Origin of the sequence: Thiohalorhabdus sp. Cl-TMA (assembly GCF_041821045.1) — a bacterium.
Taxonomy (GTDB): Bacteria; Pseudomonadota; Gammaproteobacteria; order Thiohalorhabdales; family Thiohalorhabdaceae; genus Thiohalorhabdus; species Thiohalorhabdus methylotropha.
Map to the genome: position 1 here is coordinate 108,823 of NZ_JBGUAW010000010.1, position 17,995 is coordinate 126,817.

Below are 17,995 nucleotides of genomic sequence, written 5' to 3' on the forward strand. Positions count from 1 at the left end.
TATGGCCGCCTTCGAATACCAAGCCCTGGATGCCCGAGGACGATCCCGCAAGGGGATCCTGACCGGAGACTCGCCGCGCCAGATCCGCTCCCAGCTCCGCAACCAGGGCCTGTACCCGGTGGAAGTGCAGCCGGTGGCCGAGCAGAGCGGCAAACAGGGTCGCCCCATGCTCGGCGGCCGAGTCTCCGCCGCCGGTCTGGCCCTGCTGACCCGGCAGTTGGCAACCCTGGTGCGCGCCGGCATGCCCCTGGAGGAGGCCCTGCGCGCCCTCGGCGAGCAGGTCAACGGCCGCCAGCTCCAGTCCGTGGTGGCCGGGGTACGGGCCCAGATCACCGAGGGATCCACCCTCACCGAGGCATTGGGTACCTTCCCGCGCACCTTCCCCGAGCTGTACCGGGTCATGGTGGAGGCGGGAGAGGCCTCCGGCCGGCTGGAGGAAGTGCTTGACCGGCTGGCCGATTATACGGAGCAGCGCCAGGCCATGCGCCAAAAGCTGGGCGTGGCGCTCATCTATCCCATCCTGGTGACGGTGGTGGCCATTCTGGTGGTGGTGGCGCTGCTCACCTATGTGGTTCCCGAAGTGGTACGCGTCTTCGAGAGTACCGGCCAGTCGCTGCCGCTGCTGACCCGCGGTCTGATCGCCTCCAGTGACTTCCTGCGCGCCAACGGGCTGATCCTGGCCTTGCTGCTCGGCGGAACCGGCTTGGTCACCGGCTATGCCCTGCGCAGACCGCGCATCCGGTACGGCTTCGACCGCCTGCTTTTGCGGCTGCCCTTCATCGGCCGCCTGTCCCGGACGATCAACTCCGCCCGACTGGCCCGCACCCTGGCCATTCTTACGGAGAGCGGCGTTCCCCTGCTGGAAGCCATCCGCATCGGCGGCCGGGTGGTGAAGAACAAGCCGATCCGGGAGGCGGTGGAAGAGGCTGCGGTGTCCGTCCGGGAGGGCGGCCGCCTGCATGCGGCGCTCGGCCAGTCCGGCTATTTCCCGCCGCTCATGGTGCATATGCTCTCCGCCGGCGAGGAGAGCGGCGAGCTGGAAAAGATGCTGGAGCGGGCCGCCTCCAACCAGGAGCGGGAGCTGGAATCGGCAGTATCAGCGGCAACGGCACTGATGGAGCCCGTTCTGATCCTGGTGATGGGCGGTATCGTGCTGGTGATTGTGCTGGCGATCCTGCTGCCTATCTTTGAGATGAACCAGATGGTGGGGTAGCCGGGGAAGCGGTGTTTTGCAGTCTTGCAACATTCCCGTAACAGACTGCCATTACAGGCAGGGACCGAAACCACGAGGAGATTGACGGCTTGCAGCGTATACCAGACAGGGGCGACTTCAGGGAAACGCCGGAACGGGCCGGACTGCCCGGACGGGAAGCGGGCTTCACGCTCATCGAGCTCATGGTGGTGGTGGTGATCCTGGGCATCCTGGCCGCCGTGGTTGTGCCGCGGGTCATGGACCGGCCCGAACAGGCCCGTATCACGGCGGCCAAGAATGATATCCGAGCGATCCAGTCCGCCCTGGATATGTACAAGCTCGACAACCACCGCTACCCGACTACCGACCAGGGGCTGCAGGCCCTGGTGGAGGAGCCCACTTCCGAGCCGCAGCCGCCCAATTGGAACGGTTATCTGGATCAGGCGCCCAAGGACCCGTGGGGGAACCCCTATCAATACCTCAATCCGGGAAAGCACGGCGAGGTGGACGTTTTCAGCCTGGGCGCCGACGGCCGCAAGGGCGGCGAGGGCACCAACGCCGACATCGGCTCCTGGGAGCTGTAGGCGGCCGCCCGGCTTTCCCGGCAACGCCGGCCCGGGCCGGTAGGGTGCAAACCGTCATGACGAAGCGGTCCGCTTCCCCCGCACGTCCGGGATCACTTGGCAGCCGGGGATTCACCTTGCTGGAGCTTCTGGTGGTGGTGGCCCTGGTGGCGATCATGATGGGCCTCGTGGTTCCTTCCCTGGGCCTCAGCACTGGACGCAGCCTTTCCGAGGCCGCCGACCGCATGGTTCTGCTGGTGAATCGTGCCCGGCAGGAGGCGGTGCTCTCCACCCGGACCTGGCGGGTGGTGCTGGAGCCGGAGGAGGGCTCCTACCGCTTCCAGAAACGTCGCGGTCAGGAATTCGACCAGGCCAAGGAGTCCCCCTTCGCGGCGGTCCGGCGGGATCCGGGACTCCGATGGGAAAAGCTGGTCATCAACGGCGCCCCCGCTTCCGGATCGGGGGAGGTGTACCTCTACCCCTCCGGGGAGCAGGATACCTTCCGTCTGACGCTGCGCAATGGCGACAAGCGGCGCACGGTGGTGCTCGGTCCGGTCGGGCGGGCGCGGGTGGAACGGCCCGAATGAGGCGAACGGTACGTACCGATAACGGCGGATTCACCCTGGTGGAGGTGCTGGCCGCGCTCGCCGTGGTGGCGTTCGCCCTGGCCGCCCTGTGGAAGGGGCTCGGCCAGGGGATCGCGGTCTCCCAGGGACTTCCGGACCGGCAGATGGCCCGCTGGGTGGCCCAGAACCGGATCGTCCTCCACCAGGCGCGCCGGGATTGGCCGGAAACCCGGACCTACGAGGGCAGCACCGAAATGGGCGGTCGCCAGTGGTTCTGGCGGGAAGAGGTGGCGGAGACCAAGGAGGAAGCGCTCCGCCGGATCACCGTGCGGGTGGGGACCGCCGAGGAGGACCCCGGATTGGTCTCCCTGGAGGCCTACCTCAAACGGCCCGAGTCCCACAGCCAAAACGGCGGAGGTGGCGGGCAGTGAGCGCCCCCGGGAACCGCGAGGCCGGTATGACCCTATTGGAGGTCCTGATCGCCCTGGCGCTTTTCGCCCTGGTGGCGGCGGCCGGGTACACAGCCCTCCGCCAGGGCATCGCCACCGAGGAGCGGCTGCAGGAAACGAGGGCATTCTGGCAGCGGCTCGAGTCGGTGCTCAGCCTGATTCGGCGTGACCTGGGCCAGGCCCGGGCGCTGGCCCCGCGCGCGCCCGGCCGGGAATGGTCGCTGGCCTTCCAGGGGGGCGAAACCGGGGCGAGCTTGGGCGAGGGGGTCCTGTTCCGCTTCACCCGCGGCGGCAATACGTCCTTCCGCGAAGGCCCGGCTAGCCCCTATCAGAGAATCGCCTACGGGCTAAGGGAGGACACCCTGGTCCGGCGGTCCTGGTCCCGTCTGAACGCGCCCGCGAGCCTCGAGCCCCGGGAGGCGGACATCCTGGAGAACGTGGCCGAGGTGCGCGTGCGGTACCTGAACGGAGAGACCCTGGAATGGGCTTCCAGTTGGCCGCCCGGTACCACCACCGCCGAGGGCCCGGGGCTTCCGCGGGCCGTGGAGGTCAGCTTCGAGCTTGAGGACCATGGTCGGTTCAAGCGTTTATTCCATGTCGGCGCCCCGTGACGAACGAGGGGTGGCCCTGATCACCGTGCTGTTGGTGGTCACGGTGCTGACGGCCATCGTTGCCCGGCTCAGCCTGTCCAACGAGGTGTGGGTCCGGCAGGTGGAAGGTGCCGCCGCTCTGGCGCAGGCGGATCAAGTGTCGCGGGCGGCGCAGCAATGGGTTGGGCTCCTCCTGGAGAGGGACCGGAACAGCTTCGATGGCCGCACCGACCTCTGGGCGCGTCCCATTCCGCCGCTACCGGTGGGCTGGGGAAAGCTGAACGGCCGGGTGGAGGACCGTCAGGCGCGGTTCAATCTGAACAACCTGGTGACCGGCGACGGCGAGGTGGATCCCACGGCGGTGGAGCGATTCCAGCGGCTCTTGCGCATCCTGGGGCTCAACCCTGCCATCGCCGACGCGGCCGTGGATTGGATCGATCCCGATCAGCAGCCCCACGGGTCCGGGGGCGCGGAGGACGGCCTGTATCAGGGCCGGCGTCCGCCCTATCTGGCGGCCAACCGCCCCTTCGGAGACCCTGCGGAGGTTCGCCTACTCCGCGGTGTGGACAGCGAGGCTTGGCGCAAGCTCAAACCGCATATCGCGGCACTTCCGGAGGCTACCGGCATCAATCTGAACACCGCCACCCCGGAGGTGCTCGCCGCCGCCATCCCGGCCTGGGGCTCGCCGAACATGGCCCTCGTCAAGGCGGAGAAGTGGGCTGAGCGGACCAACAAGCAGCCCTTCACCGACGTCCAGAGCTTCGCCGCCCAGGCCCTGGGTCGAGGAGGCGGTCAGGCGCCCTCGGGACTGACGGTGCAAACCAATTATTTCCTGGTCCATACCCGGGCGAACTTCGGCTCGGTTTCCCGCGGGCTTGCCACCCTGTACCACCGCACCGGTGGTAAAGCCCGCATCGTTCGGCACAGCACGGAGATCCGATAGGTGGCTTTACGCGGAGAGTACTGGTGGGTCCGCCCGCACGGCGGCGGCCTGGATTGGGCGCGCTGCATGAGTGGCGAGGAGGCCCCCCGGCAGGAGGGTGGCTGCCGGGAATGGTCGGAGCTGCCGGCCCCCTCCGGCGCCCGCCTTATGCTCTGTGTGCCGGGCGAGCGGGTCCGGGTGCACACCGTGCGGCTGCCCGCGGGCAGCCGGCGGCGGTTTCGCGCCGCGTTGCCCTTCGCTCTGGAGGATCAGCTCCTCCGCGATCCGGAGGAATACCACTTCGTTCCACTCCCGAGCCCCAAGAGCCAGCCGGAAACCCCGGTGGCGGTGGTGGAGCGCCGATTCATGGATCAGTGGCTGGAAGGCTTGGAGGAGCACGGATGGCGTCCCCGGGTAATGGTGCCGGAATTCCTGGCCGTGCCCGCTCCTGAGCCCGGAAGGTGGTTCCTGGACCTGGCCGAGTCTCCGTTCCTGCTCCGCATTCCCCGGGGCGGCGGCGGGGCGGCCCTTTCCGGCGAGCTCGGCACCCAGCCGCCCGGGGCCCTGATGCTGGCCCTGGAGCAGTCCAAGATCGCCCCCGCTATTCTGCGGGTGCGCGTCGCGCACCGGGAGCAGCGGGAAGTCCTGTCCGCGTGGCAGCCCTGGCTGGATGCCCAGGGCCTGGACCTGGAGGTGCAGGAGGACGGGCGGAAGCGCTCCGCCTGGCTCGCCCGGCAGCCGCAGCCGGAATCCGGCTGCAACCTGCTCACCGGTCCCTATGCCTCCCGGGAGGATCCCTGGGTGTGGGCCCGGCGCCTCGCCCCCGCGGCGGGCCTGGCCCTGGGGCTTTTGGCCGTGGCCGGCGCCCAGTGGACGCTGGAGGGTCGGCGCATCCGCGCCGAGCACCAGCGACTGGAGTCCGCCATCGAGTCCACCTACCGGAAGGCCTTCCCCGGGGCGAAGAACCTCGTGGATCCCCGGTATCAGATGGAGCAGCGCCTGAAACGCCTGCAGCGGAACCGGGAGGAGCCCTCCGAACAGGAAGGCAGCCTGCTGGACCGCATGGCCGGCTTCGCGGAGGTGGTAAGTGGCGGTTCCGGACAGTTGCGGCTGAAGGCGCTCGTTTATACCCAGGGGAACCTGGAACTGGAGGTCAGCGTGGCCGATTATGAAGCCCTGGAGCGCCTACAACGCCAGCTTTCGGCCAAGGGCGCGGTGGAAGTGGAAAAGGCGGAGCTGAAGGAGGGCCGGGTACAGGCCCGCCTCCGCCTGCGGGAGGCGGGCTGATATGTGGAGCACCTGGTGGCGGGAGCGCGCTCCCCGGGAGCGGGCCTTGTTGATCGGGGGCGGCGCCGCGCTCGTTCTGGTGGTTTTCTATCTGATCCTGGAGCCCCGCTTGCAGGAGCGGCAGCGGCTCGCGGCCGAGATCCCGCAATTGCGGGAGGACCTGGCCTGGATGCAGCGTCATCTGAGTCAGGCCAAACAGCTCGGGAACCGGGCCGGGCCCGGGGGCGGGGAAGGGGAGGAGCGCTCCCTGACCCCGGCCCTGGTGGAGGAATCGCTGCGCGGATCGGGCCTCAATGAACGGGTGACGGCCCTGCGTCCCTCCGGAGGGCGGGGCATCCAGGTCGCCTTCGATCAGGTACCGTTTCCGGAGCTCGCCACCTGGCTCAGGCAGCTCCGGAACCGATCCGGGGCCGAGGTGCGCAAGGCCCGATTCGAGCGGCTTGCGGGGAAGGAAGGCGTGGTCAAGGTGGATCTGGTGCTCGCCGCGGGGCAGGGCTCATGAGAAGGCGGTGGGTGCGGCTTCTGATTATGGGGGCGCTGGTCTACGTCATTGCTCTTGTGGTTCAATTACCCGCCTCCTGGGCCTTCCATTGGGCGCGGGGAACGGTCCCGGAAGCGGTGACCTGGCAGGGCGTGGAAGGCACCATCTGGCATCCGCGCATAAACCGCTTGGCCGTCGCGCTTCCGGGGGGGATCCAAGTGCCCACCGGACCGGTGGGCGTGGATTTCCAGCCGTCCGCCCTGCTTACGGGGGCCCTGGGCGCGCGCTTTCGGGCGGAATTGCTGGGCGGCACGGTGCGGGGCCGCCTGACCGGCGGCCCGGGCGGCCGGTGGACGATGTCCGAGATTCAGGGGCGGCTGTCGCTGAGCCGCTTGGCGGACATCGACCCGCGCTTCGGGATGGCCGGAGCCCAGGGGACCCTCCTGTTCGCCGGGGAGAACCTGGCGGGCCGGGCCCTCCCCGAGAAGGGACAGCTCCGGGCCACGCTGGAAGGGCTCCAGGTGGGATTGCTGCCCACGGATGGCCCGGTGGGCGAATACGCCCTGCGCGCGGAAGTAACCGGGCCCGGCCGGATCCGGGGCGAGGTCCAGACCCTGGAGGAGCGTGCGCTGGGCATCCGGGGGCGCTTCCGGGCGGATCTCCGCAAACGAACCTACCGTTTCAAGGGCGAGGGCTGGGTGCCCTCCGACGCGCCGCAGGCCGTGCAGGACATCCTACCCCTGCTCGGTCCGGTGCGGGACGGGCGCGTGAACATTCAGCGGCAGGGGAGGCTCCGGTAAGCGTCCCCGGCGCGGTGCCAGCCTTCCCCAGAGGCGGGCCACGAGTACGATCACGGGGACGACATGGGCGAGCAAGCCGGCGAACGGGAAGCGTACAACAGGCTCCTGGAATTGCGCGATGCGCTGCACTACCACAACCATCGCTATTACGTGCTCGACGACCCCGAGATTCCCGATAGCGAATACGACCGGCTGTTCCGCGAGCTCCAGGACATCGAGGCCGCACATCCGGAGTGGGTGACGCACGATTCCCCGAGCCAACGGGTGGGCTCGGCACCCCTCGATGAATTCCCCGAGATCCGGCATGAAGTCCCCATGCTCTCCCTCCAGAACGCCTTCAGCGAGGAGGAGGCGCTGGACTTCGACCGGCGGGTCCGGGAGCTTCTGGGAACGGATTCCCCCGTGGACTACACCGTGGAGCCCAAGCTGGATGGACTCGCCGTCTCCCTGATCTACGAGGACGGCCGGTTCGTGCGTGGCGGCACGCGCGGCGACGGCTACCGCGGCGAGGAGATCACCTCCAATCTGCGCACCATCCGCCAGATTCCCCTGCGTTTGCAGGGGGAGGGCTGGCCGGCCCGCCTGGAGGTGCGTGGCGAGGTCTTCATGAGCAAGGCGGGCTTCGAGCGTCTCAACGCGCGCCGCGAGGAGCGCGGCGAATCCCCCTTCGCCAATCCGCGCAACGCCGCCGCCGGCAGCCTGCGTCAGCTGGCCCCCCGCATCACCGCGGAGCGGCCCCTGGAGATCTCCATCTACGGGCTCGGGGTTGTGGACGGCGATATCGGTGCGTGTCACAGCCAAGTGCTCGAACGGCTTCAGGAATGGGGGCTCCCCATGGTGCGGGAGGTGCGCACGGTCACGGGCATGGAGGATTGCCTTGCGGCCTACCGGCGGCTGCTCGACGACCGTCATTCGCTGCCCTACGAGATCGACGGCGTGGTCTACAAGGTGGACCGCTTCGATTACCAGGAAGACCTGGGCAGCATCGCCCGGTCGCCGCGCTGGGCCATGGCCCACAAATTCCCCGCCCTGGAGGAGCTGACGCGGATCCGCTCCATCGAGCCGTCGGTGGGGCGGACGGGCGCCGTGACACCAATCGCGCACCTGGACCCCGTGGTGGTGGCCGGCGCCACCGTTTCCCGGGCTTCCTTGCACAACCAGGACGAGATCGACCGCAAGGACGTGCGGATCGGTGACTGGGTCATGATCCGCCGCGCCGGGGATGTGATTCCCGAGGTGGTCAAGGTGGTCACCGAAAAGCGCCCCCCCAGTGCGACCGCCTTCCGGCTGCCGGATTCCTGCCCGGAATGCGGTTCCCAGGTGCTGCGTCCCGAGGGCGAGGCCATCGCCCGCTGTACGGGCGGGCTCACCTGCCCGGCGCAGCGCCTCCATACCATCCTCCACTTCGCCAGCCGGCGAGCCATGGACATCGACGGGCTGGGCGAGAAGATCGTCCAGCAGCTCATCGAGCGGGACATGGTCCATACCCCAGTGGACCTCTACCACCTGACCGTGGAAGGGCTCCAGGATCTGGACCGCATGGCGGAGAAATCCGCCACCAATCTGGTCAATGCCGTCGCCGCCAGCCGCGAGACCACCCTGGCCCGCTTCATCTACGCCCTTGGCATCCTGCTGGTGGGGGAGGCCACCGCCCAGGTATTGGCCAGCCATTTCGGCAGCCTCGATGCCCTCATGGCAGCGGACGAGGAAGCGCTTCAGGAGGTGCCGGACGTGGGCCCGGCGGTTGCCGCCTCCCTGGTGACCTTCTTCCGGCAGCCTCACAACCGGGAGGTGATCGCGGGACTGCGGGAAGCCGGGGTCCACTGGGCGGAGGGCACCGGGGAAAGCGTGGATGGGCCCGATCTGAGCGATGTCCGGGTGGTGCTTACCGGCACCCTGGAGCGCTGGACCCGGGAGGAGGCGAAAGCCGCGCTGGAAGCCCGCGGCGCCAAGGTGACCGGCTCGGTCTCCGCCAAGACCTCCTACGTGGTGGCGGGCACCGACGCCGGCTCCAAGCTGGAAAAGGCCGAATCCCTGGGTGTCCGGGTCCTGAACGAGGAGGGCCTGGACCGCCTGCTGGAGACCGGGAGTCCCGGAGACCGGACACCCTGAATTATCAGACTGGGAACGGCCCGGCGCCGCAGTGGCCGTGGACGCGCCCCTTCTGCTAGGGTCCCGGTCGGGTACACTGATAGTTCTTCGCCGGATGCTGGAGCGCGGCATCCCCTGTTCCCGGGATAATCGGTCCGCATCCGGAACATATTCCGCCCAGAACCTCACCGAAAAGGGAGCGGGGAATGCGTGAGCGCCTTCGAAACGCCATGGATATGAGCCTGGGAGCCGCTCTGACCGGGTGGCGACGCGTCCAGCGCCGCGCCGGCGACCTCGCGGAAACCGGGAGGGCCGGCCGGGAGCGGATGCAGGCACGCCTGGACCGGGAGACCGAATCCTGGCGCGAAACCGGCCGGGAGCAGATCCAAGACCTGGAAGGGCGGATACGGGAGGAAGTGAATCGCGTGCTGCGCGGCATGAATCTGGTGACCCGCGAGGAGCTGGAGCGCCTCAATCGGCAGGTTGCGCAGCTTCAGTCGCGACTGGCGGAGCTGGAGCGCGAGAGCCCGCCTTCGGAGCGGGGTACCGGTGAGGACAGCAGCGCTTGAGCCGTTTCGGGCTTGACGGCTTCCGTCAAATCAATCGGCTCCGCGAGGTGCTCGCGGTACTCGCCCGCTACGGGTTCGCCGAGCTGGTCCAGCAGCTACGCTTGGGCCGCCTGCTGCCCTCCTGGGCGCGCAAGAGCCCGGAGCGGGCCCGGGGACTGACCACTGCCGAGCGCGTGCGGCGGGTATGCGAGGAGCTGGGTCCCTCCTTCATCAAGATCGGCCAGATCCTTTCCACGCGTCCCGACCTGCTGCCCCCCGACTGGATCGAGGAGCTGTCCACCCTCCAGGGTCGCCTGCCCCCCATCCCCTTTGCCGACATAGAGCAGGAGCTGCGCTCCGCCTGGGGCGACGAGGGATGGCACCGCCTGGGTCGGTTCGACCGCCACCCCCTTGCCACCGCCTCCATCGCCCAGGTGCACCGCGGCACCCTGGACACCGGGGAGGAGGTGGCCGTCAAGGTTCGCCGGCCCGGGATCCAGGAGCAGGTGGAGGTGGACCTGCGGATCCTGAAGCGCCTCGCCCAGCTGGCCTCGGATTACCTGACCGACCTGGCCCGCCATGATCCGGTGCGCATCGCCGAGGAGTTCTCCGAGAGCTTCCGCGCCGAGCTGGACCTGACCCTGGAGGGGCGCAACCTGGAGCGCTTCCGGGAGAACTTCCGCAGCAGGCGCGAGGTGCGCTTCCCCGAGGTCTATTGGGAATACACCAGCGAGACTGTGCTGGTTACCGAGTTCATCGGCGGGTCCATGGCCCTTACGCCGCCGGAAACACTGGACGAGCAGGGGTACGACCGTAACCGTCTGGCCCGGGTGGGGGCGCGGGCGTTCCTCAAGATGATCATCCAGGACGGCTTCTTCCACGCCGATCCGCACCCCTCCAATGTGATCTTCCCCGAGCCCAACCTCGTATGCTTCATCGACTGCGGCATGGTGGGGCGGCTGCGCTCCGAGCTTCGGGAACAGATCCTGGGACTCCTGCTCGCCCTCATCGAGCGCAATGCCGAGGAGGCGGTGGACGCCTTCGTCAGCATCGGCCGGGCGCCCTCCGATCTGGATCGGGAGCAGCTGCTGCGCCATGCGGAGCGGTTCATCGACCGCTACCACGGCGTGCGGCTGGAGAATCTGCAGCTCGGCGAGATCCTGTTGGACTTCGTGCGCCTGATCCGGGAGCACCATATCGCCCTTCCGCCCGATCTGGCGCTGCTCGCCAAGGCCCTCATCACCGTGGAGGGGCTGGGCCAGGTGCTGGACCCGGAATTCGACATGGTCTCCGAGGCTGAGCCCTATCTGCGGGCCGTGCTGCGCGCCCGCTACCGCCCGGATCGGCTGGCCATGCGCCTGCTCGGGCGCGTGGAGGCGGGCGGCGCCGAAACGCAGGCCATTTACCGGGACTTCCGCAGCGGCCTGCGGCGGCTGGGGCAGGGTACCCCCATCCAGTTCGAGTTCCGACAGCTCCGCAACCTGGAGCAGGAGCTGGACCGGGCCAGCAACCGGATCGCCTTCGCCCTGGTGGTGGCGGCCCTCATCATCGGCTCCGCCCAGCTCGTTCAGGCCGGTGCCGGTCCCGTGGTCTACGGCATGCCCATGTTCGGACTCGTGGGCTTCGGAGTGGCGGCCTTCTTCGGGCTCTGGCTCATCGTGGCCATATTCCGTTCCGGCCGGTTGTGAATGGGCCGCCGCCCCGGTGCGCCGGTTCAAACTGCCGGCCGATCCGGCGGATTCAGAACTCGTACCGGCGCTTCTTGCGGAAGCGGATGCGGGGAAGGATCAGCCCCACCAGCATGCCGGCGATGATCACGCCGGCCCCCCGGGTGAACCAGGATTGGGCGGACAGGTCCTGGAGCTGGTTGTTCTCCTTACGGAGCCGCTGCAGCTCCTCGGCCTGCTCCTGGTTGCGCTGCTCCAGGGACTCCGCCCGCTCCTTCAGGGCAACGGCGTTTTTGCTGAGCTCCCGGATACGTTTCAGCTCGGCCTTGAGCTGCCCGTTCTCCTTGCGGAGCGCCTGAAGCTTCTCCTGCTGCCCCTCCATCTTTTCCATGCGCGCTTGGTTCCGCTGCATGCGCTTGCGCATGTCGGCGATCCGGTTGCGGGCCGCGGGCTCGTCCATCAGGAATCGGGTGTGCACCCAACCTTCGCGGCCCGAGGGGGCCCGGACATAGGTGTACCCGTTCTTGCGGTCCACCTTGAGGATCTCCACCGGTGTGCCGCTGACCAGAGACTCCAGGATGGTGTGCTGAAGCCCCTTGCCATCCCGCAGGGTGATCTTCAGCTGGTCGCTTACGTACCGGGTTTCTGCCTGAGCGGAAAGTACTGGGCTAACGGTCAAAAGGGCGAGCAGGATTATCAGTGTACGTGGCATTTTCGTCGATTCGAAAAAAGGATGAGGTTGCCTGGATTGGGTCTAGATGATGCCCCTTTCCGCGGCCGGGTTCAAACCCGATTTCTCCGGGAAAACCCGCGATTCAGGATAAGGTTTTGATTTTTCCGCGCATTCCTATCGGGGTTTTCTTTTATTCCCATAAGGGATGAAGTAAATGCTCCGGCTCACCCGGTTCCGGAAGGAAGTAGGGCGGCGGGCGGACGACTGCGGCCAAGTAAACCGAGCCGCCAGCGGGCCACCCGATCCCCCGTGATCGCCGCGGCCACCACCCATTCCCCCAGACCGCGAGAAGACGGGGCGCGCAGCAGGGCATGGGCGTCCAGGGCGGCGCGTAGCCTGGCCTCGGCTCCGGGGGGCAGGAGCTCGTGGACGGCAACCGTGGTCTGTCGGCCCTTGACCTGGACCGTTTCCAGGTAGCGGGTGGTGAAGGCATCGTCCAGGCATGACTGTACCGCCCCACTGATGAGAATCCGGGTCCCGTAGACCTTGTTCAGGCCCTCCAGGCGGGCAGCTACGTTCACGCTATCTCCCAAGGCCGTGTAGTTGAAACGCTGCCGGGAGCCCACATTGCCCACCACGGCGGACCCCGTGTGCACGCCGATGCCCATATCCAGCTCCCCGCCCGGAGCAGCCGAACCTCGCCGATTTATGGCCTCCAGGACCGCCGCCATGGCCAGGGCGCTTCGGCAGGCGGCCCGCGGGTGATCGGCGAGGTCCACGGGGGCGTTGAAAAGCGCCATGACCGCGTCGCCGATGAACTTATCCACGAAGCCGCCCTGTTCCTGGACCGCCTCGGTAACCGGGGTGAACAGGTCGTTGAGGCGGCCGATCAGCTCCTGCGGATCCATGCCTTCGGAGAGGCTGGTGAATCCGCGCAGATCGGCGAACAGCACGGAGAGCTCCCGGGTCTCCCCCCCCAGCACCAGGCTTCCCGGCCGCCGGGAGAGGCCCCGGAGCAGGTCCTCGGATACATAGGCCCGGAAGGCGCGCCGCACGAACCGGGATTCCCGTTCCCGGCTTCGGAACAGCAGGGACTCGCAGCCCACCGCGCTCAATCCCAGGGCCATCAGCGGATAGAACCCTTCCAGCCAGAGATCGTGCGCCACGAAGGCCCAGCCGATGCCGGAAACGGCAACCGTTCCCGCCCCGAGGTACAGTGCTGTGCGGAGCTTGTGGCGCGCTTCAAAGGCATGGCTGGCGGCCGCGGGCAGCAGGCCGAGGAGCAGGAGCAGGCCCCAATCGAGGCGCGGCGAGGTGCGAAGCAAGTCGCCGTTCAGGAAATTGGCCAGGAAGGTGTAATGGAGCAGGCCGCCGGGTACGGCACCCAGAGGGCTCGACCGGATGTCGGAGAGTCCGGCCTCGGTTATGCCCACCACCACCGCCTTGCCCCGGAAAAGTTCTGGAGAAACCTCCCCCCGCAGGAGATCGATGAAGGAGATTCGCCGGTAGCTTTCCCGGGGATAGAAATTCAGACGGGTCATGCCCTGGTCGTCCACGGCCAAGCGCCTGTCCATATGCAGGCCCGTGAATCCCCGTCCCCGCTCCCGGATCCGGAAGTCGCGGTTATGGAACAGGCGCAGTCCCTGCACCCCCAGGGAGGGATACACCCGGCCGCGGTGGATGAAGGCCAGGGGATAGCGGCGGAAGATGCCGTCGGCGTCCGGGCTGGTGGAGAATGCGGCGTTCAGCGGGCAGGCCCGCAGTAGGGCGCCGATGTTGGCCTCGGCGTAGGGCAGTTCCGGAAAGGGCAGGGGACCGGCCGGCACGCGCTCCAGGGTGGATCGGGTGAGCCATTGCCGCTCTTCGGCGGATAGCCGCTCGCTGGCACGGCGCCGCAGGAAAAAGCCGCAAACCGTGTTGCCGAGGTCCCGTAGAACCGCCGCCAGCCGCCGGTCGTCCTTCGGGCGAGCGGCCTCGGAGAACACCATATCCAGGACCACCACCCGCGCCTGGTCCAGGCGGTCGAGGCCCCGCGCCAGCAGGCGGCGCTCCCAGGGCCAGCGGCCGAGCTGATTGACACTTTTCTCGTCCACGGCCAGGAATACCACGGAATCGGGCGCCCCGGTGTCGCGGAGGCGGTACTTCAGGTCGTTGGCCTGCAGGGACAGGGAATGCAGCGGCGGCAGACGCAGCTGCCAAGCGGTACCGAGGAGCGTGACCAGGAGAAGGGCGGCCCCGTAGCGCGCCACGAGGTCCCTGTTCATAGCATCCCGCGCAGCCGCTGGATGTCTTCGGCCAGCGCCTCGGAGATGGGCGCCTTGGTGGCCTGATTCCCCTCGAAGGTGGCCATCCCGCCGGTACGGAGCCGGAAGGAGCGGGTATATTCCTGGAATTCCCGCCGCACCTTTTCACGGTACCGCGCGAACTCCTCACGGCGTTCCTTCATGAAGGACTCGAACTCAGAGCGCCGCTTGCTCTGGTAAAGCTCGAAGCGCCCCTCCGGGGCGCGGATCTCCACGTCCCCCTCCTGGAGGGCCACTGCGCGGGTCTCCGACTCGTCCCCCACCAGGAATTCCGTGCCCTTGACCCCGATGACCGAATAGTCGGTGCGCACGGTGCGCCCCTCGTGGCTCCGGGATTCCACCCGGTAGTAGGCCTTACCCCCCTCCTGGTGCCACTGGTCGGGGCCGTTCAGCGTAAGCCGTGTGCTGCCGTCGAGGGCCACCCGGGAGTCGTCCGGGAACCGGACCACCGCCGAGCCTTGCCCGCCGGTAAGGACGGCATCCCCGGGCTCCAGATGCATGCCCTTTCTGGCCGGCTCCCGCCGGAAGCCCTGGGCGGGCAGCACCTCGACGGTGCCCTGGATCCCGACTATGGTTGCGACCCGGCCGGTATCTTCCGCCAGCACGGTACCGGGGCAGTGGAGTACGAGCAGGCTCAGGAGCAGGACCAGCCGCATGGCATTCCCCTTTGTTTCGCAAGGCTTTGCGGCGCTCGGCTCGCCGGACGAGTCCGACTCTACCAGAGGGCGGTCACGGCTTCCTCCCCTCGGCCTGCTCGCGTAGCTCGTACAGCAGCTGAAGCGCCTGGCGGGGGGTGAGATCATCGGGGTCCAGCTCGCGGAGCCTTTCCATGACCGGATCCGGGGCGGTGCTGAACAGGTCCAGCTGCGGGGTGGGCTGGGGATTCCCGGGCTCGTGGGACGGCGTCACCGCGCCGGACTCCAGCTCCTCCAGCAGATCCCGGGCCCGCTCGATCACGGGCCCGGGCAGCCCCGCCAGGGAGCCGACCTGGAGACCGTAGCTGCGGTCGGCGGCGCCGTCCTGGACCGTGTGCAGGAAGATCACCCGCTCCCCGTACTCGCGGGCGGATACATGCACGTTGGCCACGCCGCTCAGCCGGTCCGCCAGGTCGGTGAGCTCGAAGTAGTGGGTGGCGAACAGAGCCCAGGAGCGATTGCTTTCGGCGAGCCGCTCGGCGCTCGCCCAGGCCAGGGCCAGTCCGTCGAAGGTGGAGGTGCCGCGGCCGATCTCGTCCATGAGCACCAGGGAATCCGGCCCGGCGTTGTGCAGGATATTGGCCGTCTCGGTCATCTCCACCATGAAGGTGGAGCGTCCGGAAGCGAGGTCGTCCCGGGCGCCGATGCGCGTGAAGATGCGGTCCACCGGCCGCAGGCGGGCCTCGGCGGCGGGCACGTAGCTGCCCGCGTGCGCCAGCAGGGTGATCAGGGCCACCTGGCGCATGTAGGTGGACTTGCCGCCCATGTTCGGCCCGGTGATGAGCAGCATGCGCCTACGGTTATGGAGATTCAGATCGTTGGGCACGAAGGGTTCGCTGCTGGCACGCTCCACCACCGGATGGCGGCCTTCCCGGATGGTCAAGGACTGGTCCTCGGTCCATTCGGGCTGGACGTAGTCCAGGGTTTCCGCGCGTTCGGCGAAACAGGCGAGCACATCCACCTCGGCAACCACGTGGGCGAGGGGCTGGAGCGTGGTCAGGTCGGCGCGCAAGGCCTCCATCAGCTCCTCGAACAGGGCCTTCTCCCGGGCCAGAGCACGCTCGGCCGCCGACAGGGCCTGTTCCTCGAACCGCTTGAGGTCCGGCGTGACGAACCGTTCGGCATTTTTCAGGGTCTGCTTGCGGATATAGCGCTCGGGAACCCGATCCAGGCGGGACTTGGATACCTCGATGTAGTAGCCGTGCACCTTGTTGTAGGCCACCTTAAGATTATCGATGCCGGTGGCCTCCCGCTCCTCGGCTTCCAGACGGACCAGGTAATCGCCGGCGTTGTCCCCCACATCCTTGAGCGCATCCAGCTCTTCGTCGAACCCGGCCCGAATGAAGCCGCCGTCGCGGACGGTGGCGGGCGGCTGATCCACGAGCGCGCGGCGCAGATGGTTCACCCATTCGTCCTGGGGCGGAAGAGCGGCCGAAAGCCGCGCGAGCCGGGGGCTGTCGTGCCGTTCCAGTGCGATCCGGACTTCAGGAAGCGCCGCAAGACTCTCCTCCAGGCTCTTGATATCCCTGGGGTTTGCCGAGCCCAGCCCAACCCGTGTCAGGACCCGCTCCATGTCCCCGATGCGGTCCAGCACCTCCCGCATCTCCACGAAGCGCCCGCCCTCCAGTAGGGAGCCCACTGCCTGGTGACGCAGGCGGAGCGCTTCGATGTCCCGCAGTGGACGATTGAGCCAGTGGCGGAGCAGGCGGGCGCCCATGGGCGTGACGGTGCGATCGATGACCCCTACCAGATGGGTGCTGCCCTCGCCGGAGAGCGTCCGGTCGATCTCCAGATTACGGCGGGTGGCCGCATCCATGACCACCGCCTCGCCAGTGCGCTCCCGGACCAGGGCGCGGAGATGGGGAAGCAGGCCCTTCTGGGTCTCCCGGGCGTAGATCAGCAGGGCGCCCGCGGCGGGGATACCCGCGCTCAGCCCCTCGCAGTCGAAGGCGGAGAGGTCGCGGGTACCGAACTGCTCGGTGAGGTATTCGCGCGCCGTTTCCTCCTGAAAAGACCAGGCGGGTCGGAGCTGGACGCGGTCGCTGTAGGTGGCACTCATGGCCTCGGGTAGGGCGTGGCCCTCGGGCAGGATGATCTCCGCCGGGTTCAGCCGCGTCACCTCGCCGCCCAGGGACTCCCCGGAGTCCAGCTCGGTGACGGTGAAACGCCCGGTGGACAGGTCCAGGGCAGCCAGCCCCCAAATGCGCTCCTCCCGGTCAGGGACCACCGCCGCCAGGAAGTTGTTGGCCCGCTCCTCCAGCAGATGGGACTCCGTGAGGGTGCCCGGGGTGACCACGCGAACCACCTTGCGCTCCACGGGCCCCTTGGCCGCATTGGGGTCGCCCATCTGCTCGCAGATGGCTACTGACTCCCCGGCCTTCACCAGTCGCGCCAGATAGGGCTCCAGGTTATGGACCGGCACGCCCGCCATGGGAATCGCCTCCCCACCACTCTCTCCACGCTGTGTGAGGGTGATATCCAGCAGCCCGGCGGCGTGCTGGGCATCCTCGAAGAACAGTTCATAGAAATCCCCCATGCGATAGAACAGGAGGATATCCGGGTACTCCGCCTTGATGCGGAGATATTGCTGCACCATGGGGGTGTGGGCGACGGCCTTGCTCATGGCTTCCTGTACTTGTCTTGCGGCGAGGGACTGGCGAGGGCGGCGGGGCCGCTTGAGCGGCTCGGGCTACGGTAACATACTCAAATTTTGGCTCGCTTTCAGTGCCCGCGGGAGACGGACATGGTGCAGGCAGGCTGGTCGCACTATGAGCACCAGGCCGATATCGGAATCCGCGCCTCCGGACCTTCCCTGGAAGAGGTGCTGGTGCAGGCCGCCCTGGGTCTGACCGGGGTGATTACGGACCCGGATTCGGTGAAAGCGAAGGAGCCCGTTCGGCTCCAAGTTGCTGCCGCCGATCCGGAATTCCTCCTGGTGGAATGGCTCGATGCCCTCATCTACGAGATGGCCGTCCGCCGCATGCTGTTCGGTGCGTATCGGATAACGCTGACGGAGCAAGGCCTGGAGGCCACCGCATGGGGCGAGCCCGTGGAGCGCGAACGGCATCATCCCGCGGTGGAGGTGAAGGGAGCCACCCTCACCGACCTGGCGGTTAAGCAGGCCGAGGATGGATCCTGGACCGTTCAGTGCGTGGTGGATGTCTAAGG

17 protein-coding genes are annotated in these 17,995 nt (G+C 67.9%); 13 read left to right on the forward strand and 4 right to left on the reverse strand.

Features of this window, described 5'->3' with window-relative positions; genetic code table 11:
- Window position 1: 1 nt before the first annotated feature.
- From gspF to ACERLL_RS14640, 12 genes are all read left to right on the forward strand, one after another.
- Entirely contained in the window at window positions 2–1,213 is a 1,212-nt protein-coding gene (gene gspF / locus ACERLL_RS14585) for a type II secretion system inner membrane protein GspF (protein WP_373656836.1), read from the forward strand.
- 98 nt (window positions 1,214–1,311) lie between these two features.
- Complete coding sequence (gene gspG / locus ACERLL_RS14590; RefSeq protein WP_373656893.1) at window positions 1,312–1,776, forward strand: type II secretion system major pseudopilin GspG; 465 nt, start codon at window positions 1,312–1,314, stop codon at window positions 1,774–1,776.
- 56 nt (window positions 1,777–1,832) lie between these two features.
- Window positions 1,833–2,342, forward strand: a complete 510-nt coding sequence (locus ACERLL_RS14595) for a GspH/FimT family protein (RefSeq protein ID WP_373656837.1) — start codon at window positions 1,833–1,835, stop codon at window positions 2,340–2,342.
- Window positions 2,339–2,752 carry a type II secretion system minor pseudopilin GspI gene (gene gspI, locus ACERLL_RS14600; RefSeq protein WP_373656838.1) on the forward strand — a complete coding sequence of 138 codons (414 nt, stop codon included), beginning with the start codon at window positions 2,339–2,341 and terminating at the stop codon, window positions 2,750–2,752. Before ACERLL_RS14595 ends, gspI begins: the two co-directional genes overlap by 4 nt.
- Entirely contained in the window at window positions 2,749–3,381 is a 633-nt protein-coding gene (gene gspJ / locus ACERLL_RS14605; protein WP_373656839.1) for a type II secretion system minor pseudopilin GspJ, read from the forward strand. The genes gspI and gspJ overlap by 4 nt, the downstream gene beginning before the upstream one ends.
- A complete protein-coding gene (gspK, locus tag ACERLL_RS14610; protein WP_373656840.1) occupies window positions 3,365–4,303 on the forward strand; it encodes a type II secretion system minor pseudopilin GspK in 939 nt (312 codons plus the stop codon). The genes gspJ and gspK overlap by 17 nt, the downstream gene beginning before the upstream one ends.
- Complete coding sequence (gene gspL, locus ACERLL_RS14615) at window positions 4,304–5,569, forward strand: type II secretion system protein GspL (protein WP_373656841.1); 1,266 nt, start codon at window positions 4,304–4,306, stop codon at window positions 5,567–5,569.
- 1 nt (window position 5,570) lies between these two features.
- On the forward strand, window positions 5,571–6,071 hold the full coding sequence (gene gspM, locus ACERLL_RS14620) for a type II secretion system protein GspM (RefSeq protein ID WP_373656842.1): 501 nt from the start codon (window positions 5,571–5,573) through the stop codon (window positions 6,069–6,071).
- Window positions 6,072–6,082: 11 nt separating this feature from the next.
- Window positions 6,083–6,850, forward strand: coding sequence for a type II secretion system protein N (gene gspN / locus ACERLL_RS14625; RefSeq protein ID WP_373656843.1), 768 nt, complete (start codon window positions 6,083–6,085; stop codon window positions 6,848–6,850).
- 63 nt (window positions 6,851–6,913) lie between these two features.
- Window positions 6,914–8,962: an NAD-dependent DNA ligase LigA gene (ligA, locus tag ACERLL_RS14630; RefSeq protein WP_373656844.1), complete on the forward strand. Its 2,049-nt coding sequence runs from the start codon at window positions 6,914–6,916 to the stop codon at window positions 8,960–8,962.
- A 185-nt stretch (window positions 8,963–9,147) separates the two neighbouring features.
- Entirely contained in the window at window positions 9,148–9,510 is a 363-nt protein-coding gene (locus tag ACERLL_RS14635) for a coiled-coil domain-containing protein (RefSeq protein ID WP_373656845.1), read from the forward strand.
- On the forward strand, window positions 9,507–11,177 hold the full coding sequence (locus ACERLL_RS14640; RefSeq protein WP_373656846.1) for an ABC1 kinase family protein: 1,671 nt from the start codon (window positions 9,507–9,509) through the stop codon (window positions 11,175–11,177). The genes ACERLL_RS14635 and ACERLL_RS14640 overlap by 4 nt, the downstream gene beginning before the upstream one ends.
- 52 nt (window positions 11,178–11,229) lie before the next feature.
- On the opposite strand, the gene ACERLL_RS14645 is transcribed toward ACERLL_RS14640, so the two are convergent.
- The 4 genes from ACERLL_RS14645 to mutS form a co-directional block, all read right to left on the reverse strand.
- On the reverse strand, window positions 11,230–11,868 hold the full coding sequence (locus ACERLL_RS14645) for a TIGR04211 family SH3 domain-containing protein (RefSeq protein WP_373656847.1): 639 nt from the start codon (window positions 11,866–11,868) through the stop codon (window positions 11,230–11,232).
- Between the two features lie 185 nt (window positions 11,869–12,053).
- Complete coding sequence (locus ACERLL_RS14650; RefSeq protein ID WP_373656848.1) at window positions 12,054–14,093, reverse strand: CHASE2 domain-containing protein; 2,040 nt, start codon at window positions 14,091–14,093, stop codon at window positions 12,054–12,056.
- Window positions 14,090–14,788, reverse strand: a complete 699-nt coding sequence (locus ACERLL_RS14655) for a FecR domain-containing protein (RefSeq protein ID WP_373656849.1) — start codon at window positions 14,786–14,788, stop codon at window positions 14,090–14,092. Before ACERLL_RS14655 ends, ACERLL_RS14650 begins: the two co-directional genes overlap by 4 nt.
- A 73-nt stretch (window positions 14,789–14,861) precedes the next feature.
- Window positions 14,862–17,450 (reverse strand): DNA mismatch repair protein MutS, encoded by a 2,589-nt coding sequence (gene mutS / locus ACERLL_RS14660; protein WP_373656850.1) that lies wholly within the window; start codon window positions 17,448–17,450, stop codon window positions 14,862–14,864.
- Between the two features lie 120 nt (window positions 17,451–17,570).
- Here mutS and ACERLL_RS14665 point away from each other — a divergent pair, with 120 nt between their 5' ends.
- On the forward strand, window positions 17,571–17,993 hold the full coding sequence (locus ACERLL_RS14665) for an archease (RefSeq protein WP_373656851.1): 423 nt from the start codon (window positions 17,571–17,573) through the stop codon (window positions 17,991–17,993).
- The last annotated feature ends 2 nt before the right edge of the window (window positions 17,994–17,995 follow it).

Excerpts from the sequence above, each read along its gene's own strand:
- ACERLL_RS14655 (WP_373656849.1), bottom strand. The coding sequence starts at position 14,788 with ATGCGGCTGGTCCTGCTCCTGAGCCTGCTCGTACTCCACTGCCCCGGT.
- gspF (WP_373656836.1), top strand. The coding sequence starts at position 2 with ATGGCCGCCTTCGAATACCAAGCCCTGGATGCCCGAGGACGATCCCGC.
- ACERLL_RS14645 (WP_373656847.1), bottom strand. The coding sequence starts at position 11,868 with ATGCCACGTACACTGATAATCCTGCTCGCCCTTTTGACCGTTAGCCCA.
- gspI (WP_373656838.1), top strand. The coding sequence starts at position 2,339 with ATGAGGCGAACGGTACGTACCGATAACGGCGGATTCACCCTGGTGGAG.
- ligA (WP_373656844.1), top strand. The coding sequence starts at position 6,914 with ATGGGCGAGCAAGCCGGCGAACGGGAAGCGTACAACAGGCTCCTGGAA.
- ACERLL_RS14650 (WP_373656848.1), bottom strand. The coding sequence starts at position 14,093 with ATGAACAGGGACCTCGTGGCGCGCTACGGGGCCGCCCTTCTCCTGGTC.
- ACERLL_RS14665 (WP_373656851.1), top strand. The coding sequence starts at position 17,571 with ATGGTGCAGGCAGGCTGGTCGCACTATGAGCACCAGGCCGATATCGGA.
- ACERLL_RS14635 (WP_373656845.1), top strand. The coding sequence starts at position 9,148 with ATGCGTGAGCGCCTTCGAAACGCCATGGATATGAGCCTGGGAGCCGCT.
- mutS (WP_373656850.1), bottom strand. The coding sequence starts at position 17,450 with ATGAGCAAGGCCGTCGCCCACACCCCCATGGTGCAGCAATATCTCCGC.
- gspM (WP_373656842.1), top strand. The coding sequence starts at position 5,571 with ATGTGGAGCACCTGGTGGCGGGAGCGCGCTCCCCGGGAGCGGGCCTTG.
- gspK (WP_373656840.1), top strand. The coding sequence starts at position 3,365 with ATGTCGGCGCCCCGTGACGAACGAGGGGTGGCCCTGATCACCGTGCTG.
- ACERLL_RS14595 (WP_373656837.1), top strand. The coding sequence starts at position 1,833 with ATGACGAAGCGGTCCGCTTCCCCCGCACGTCCGGGATCACTTGGCAGC.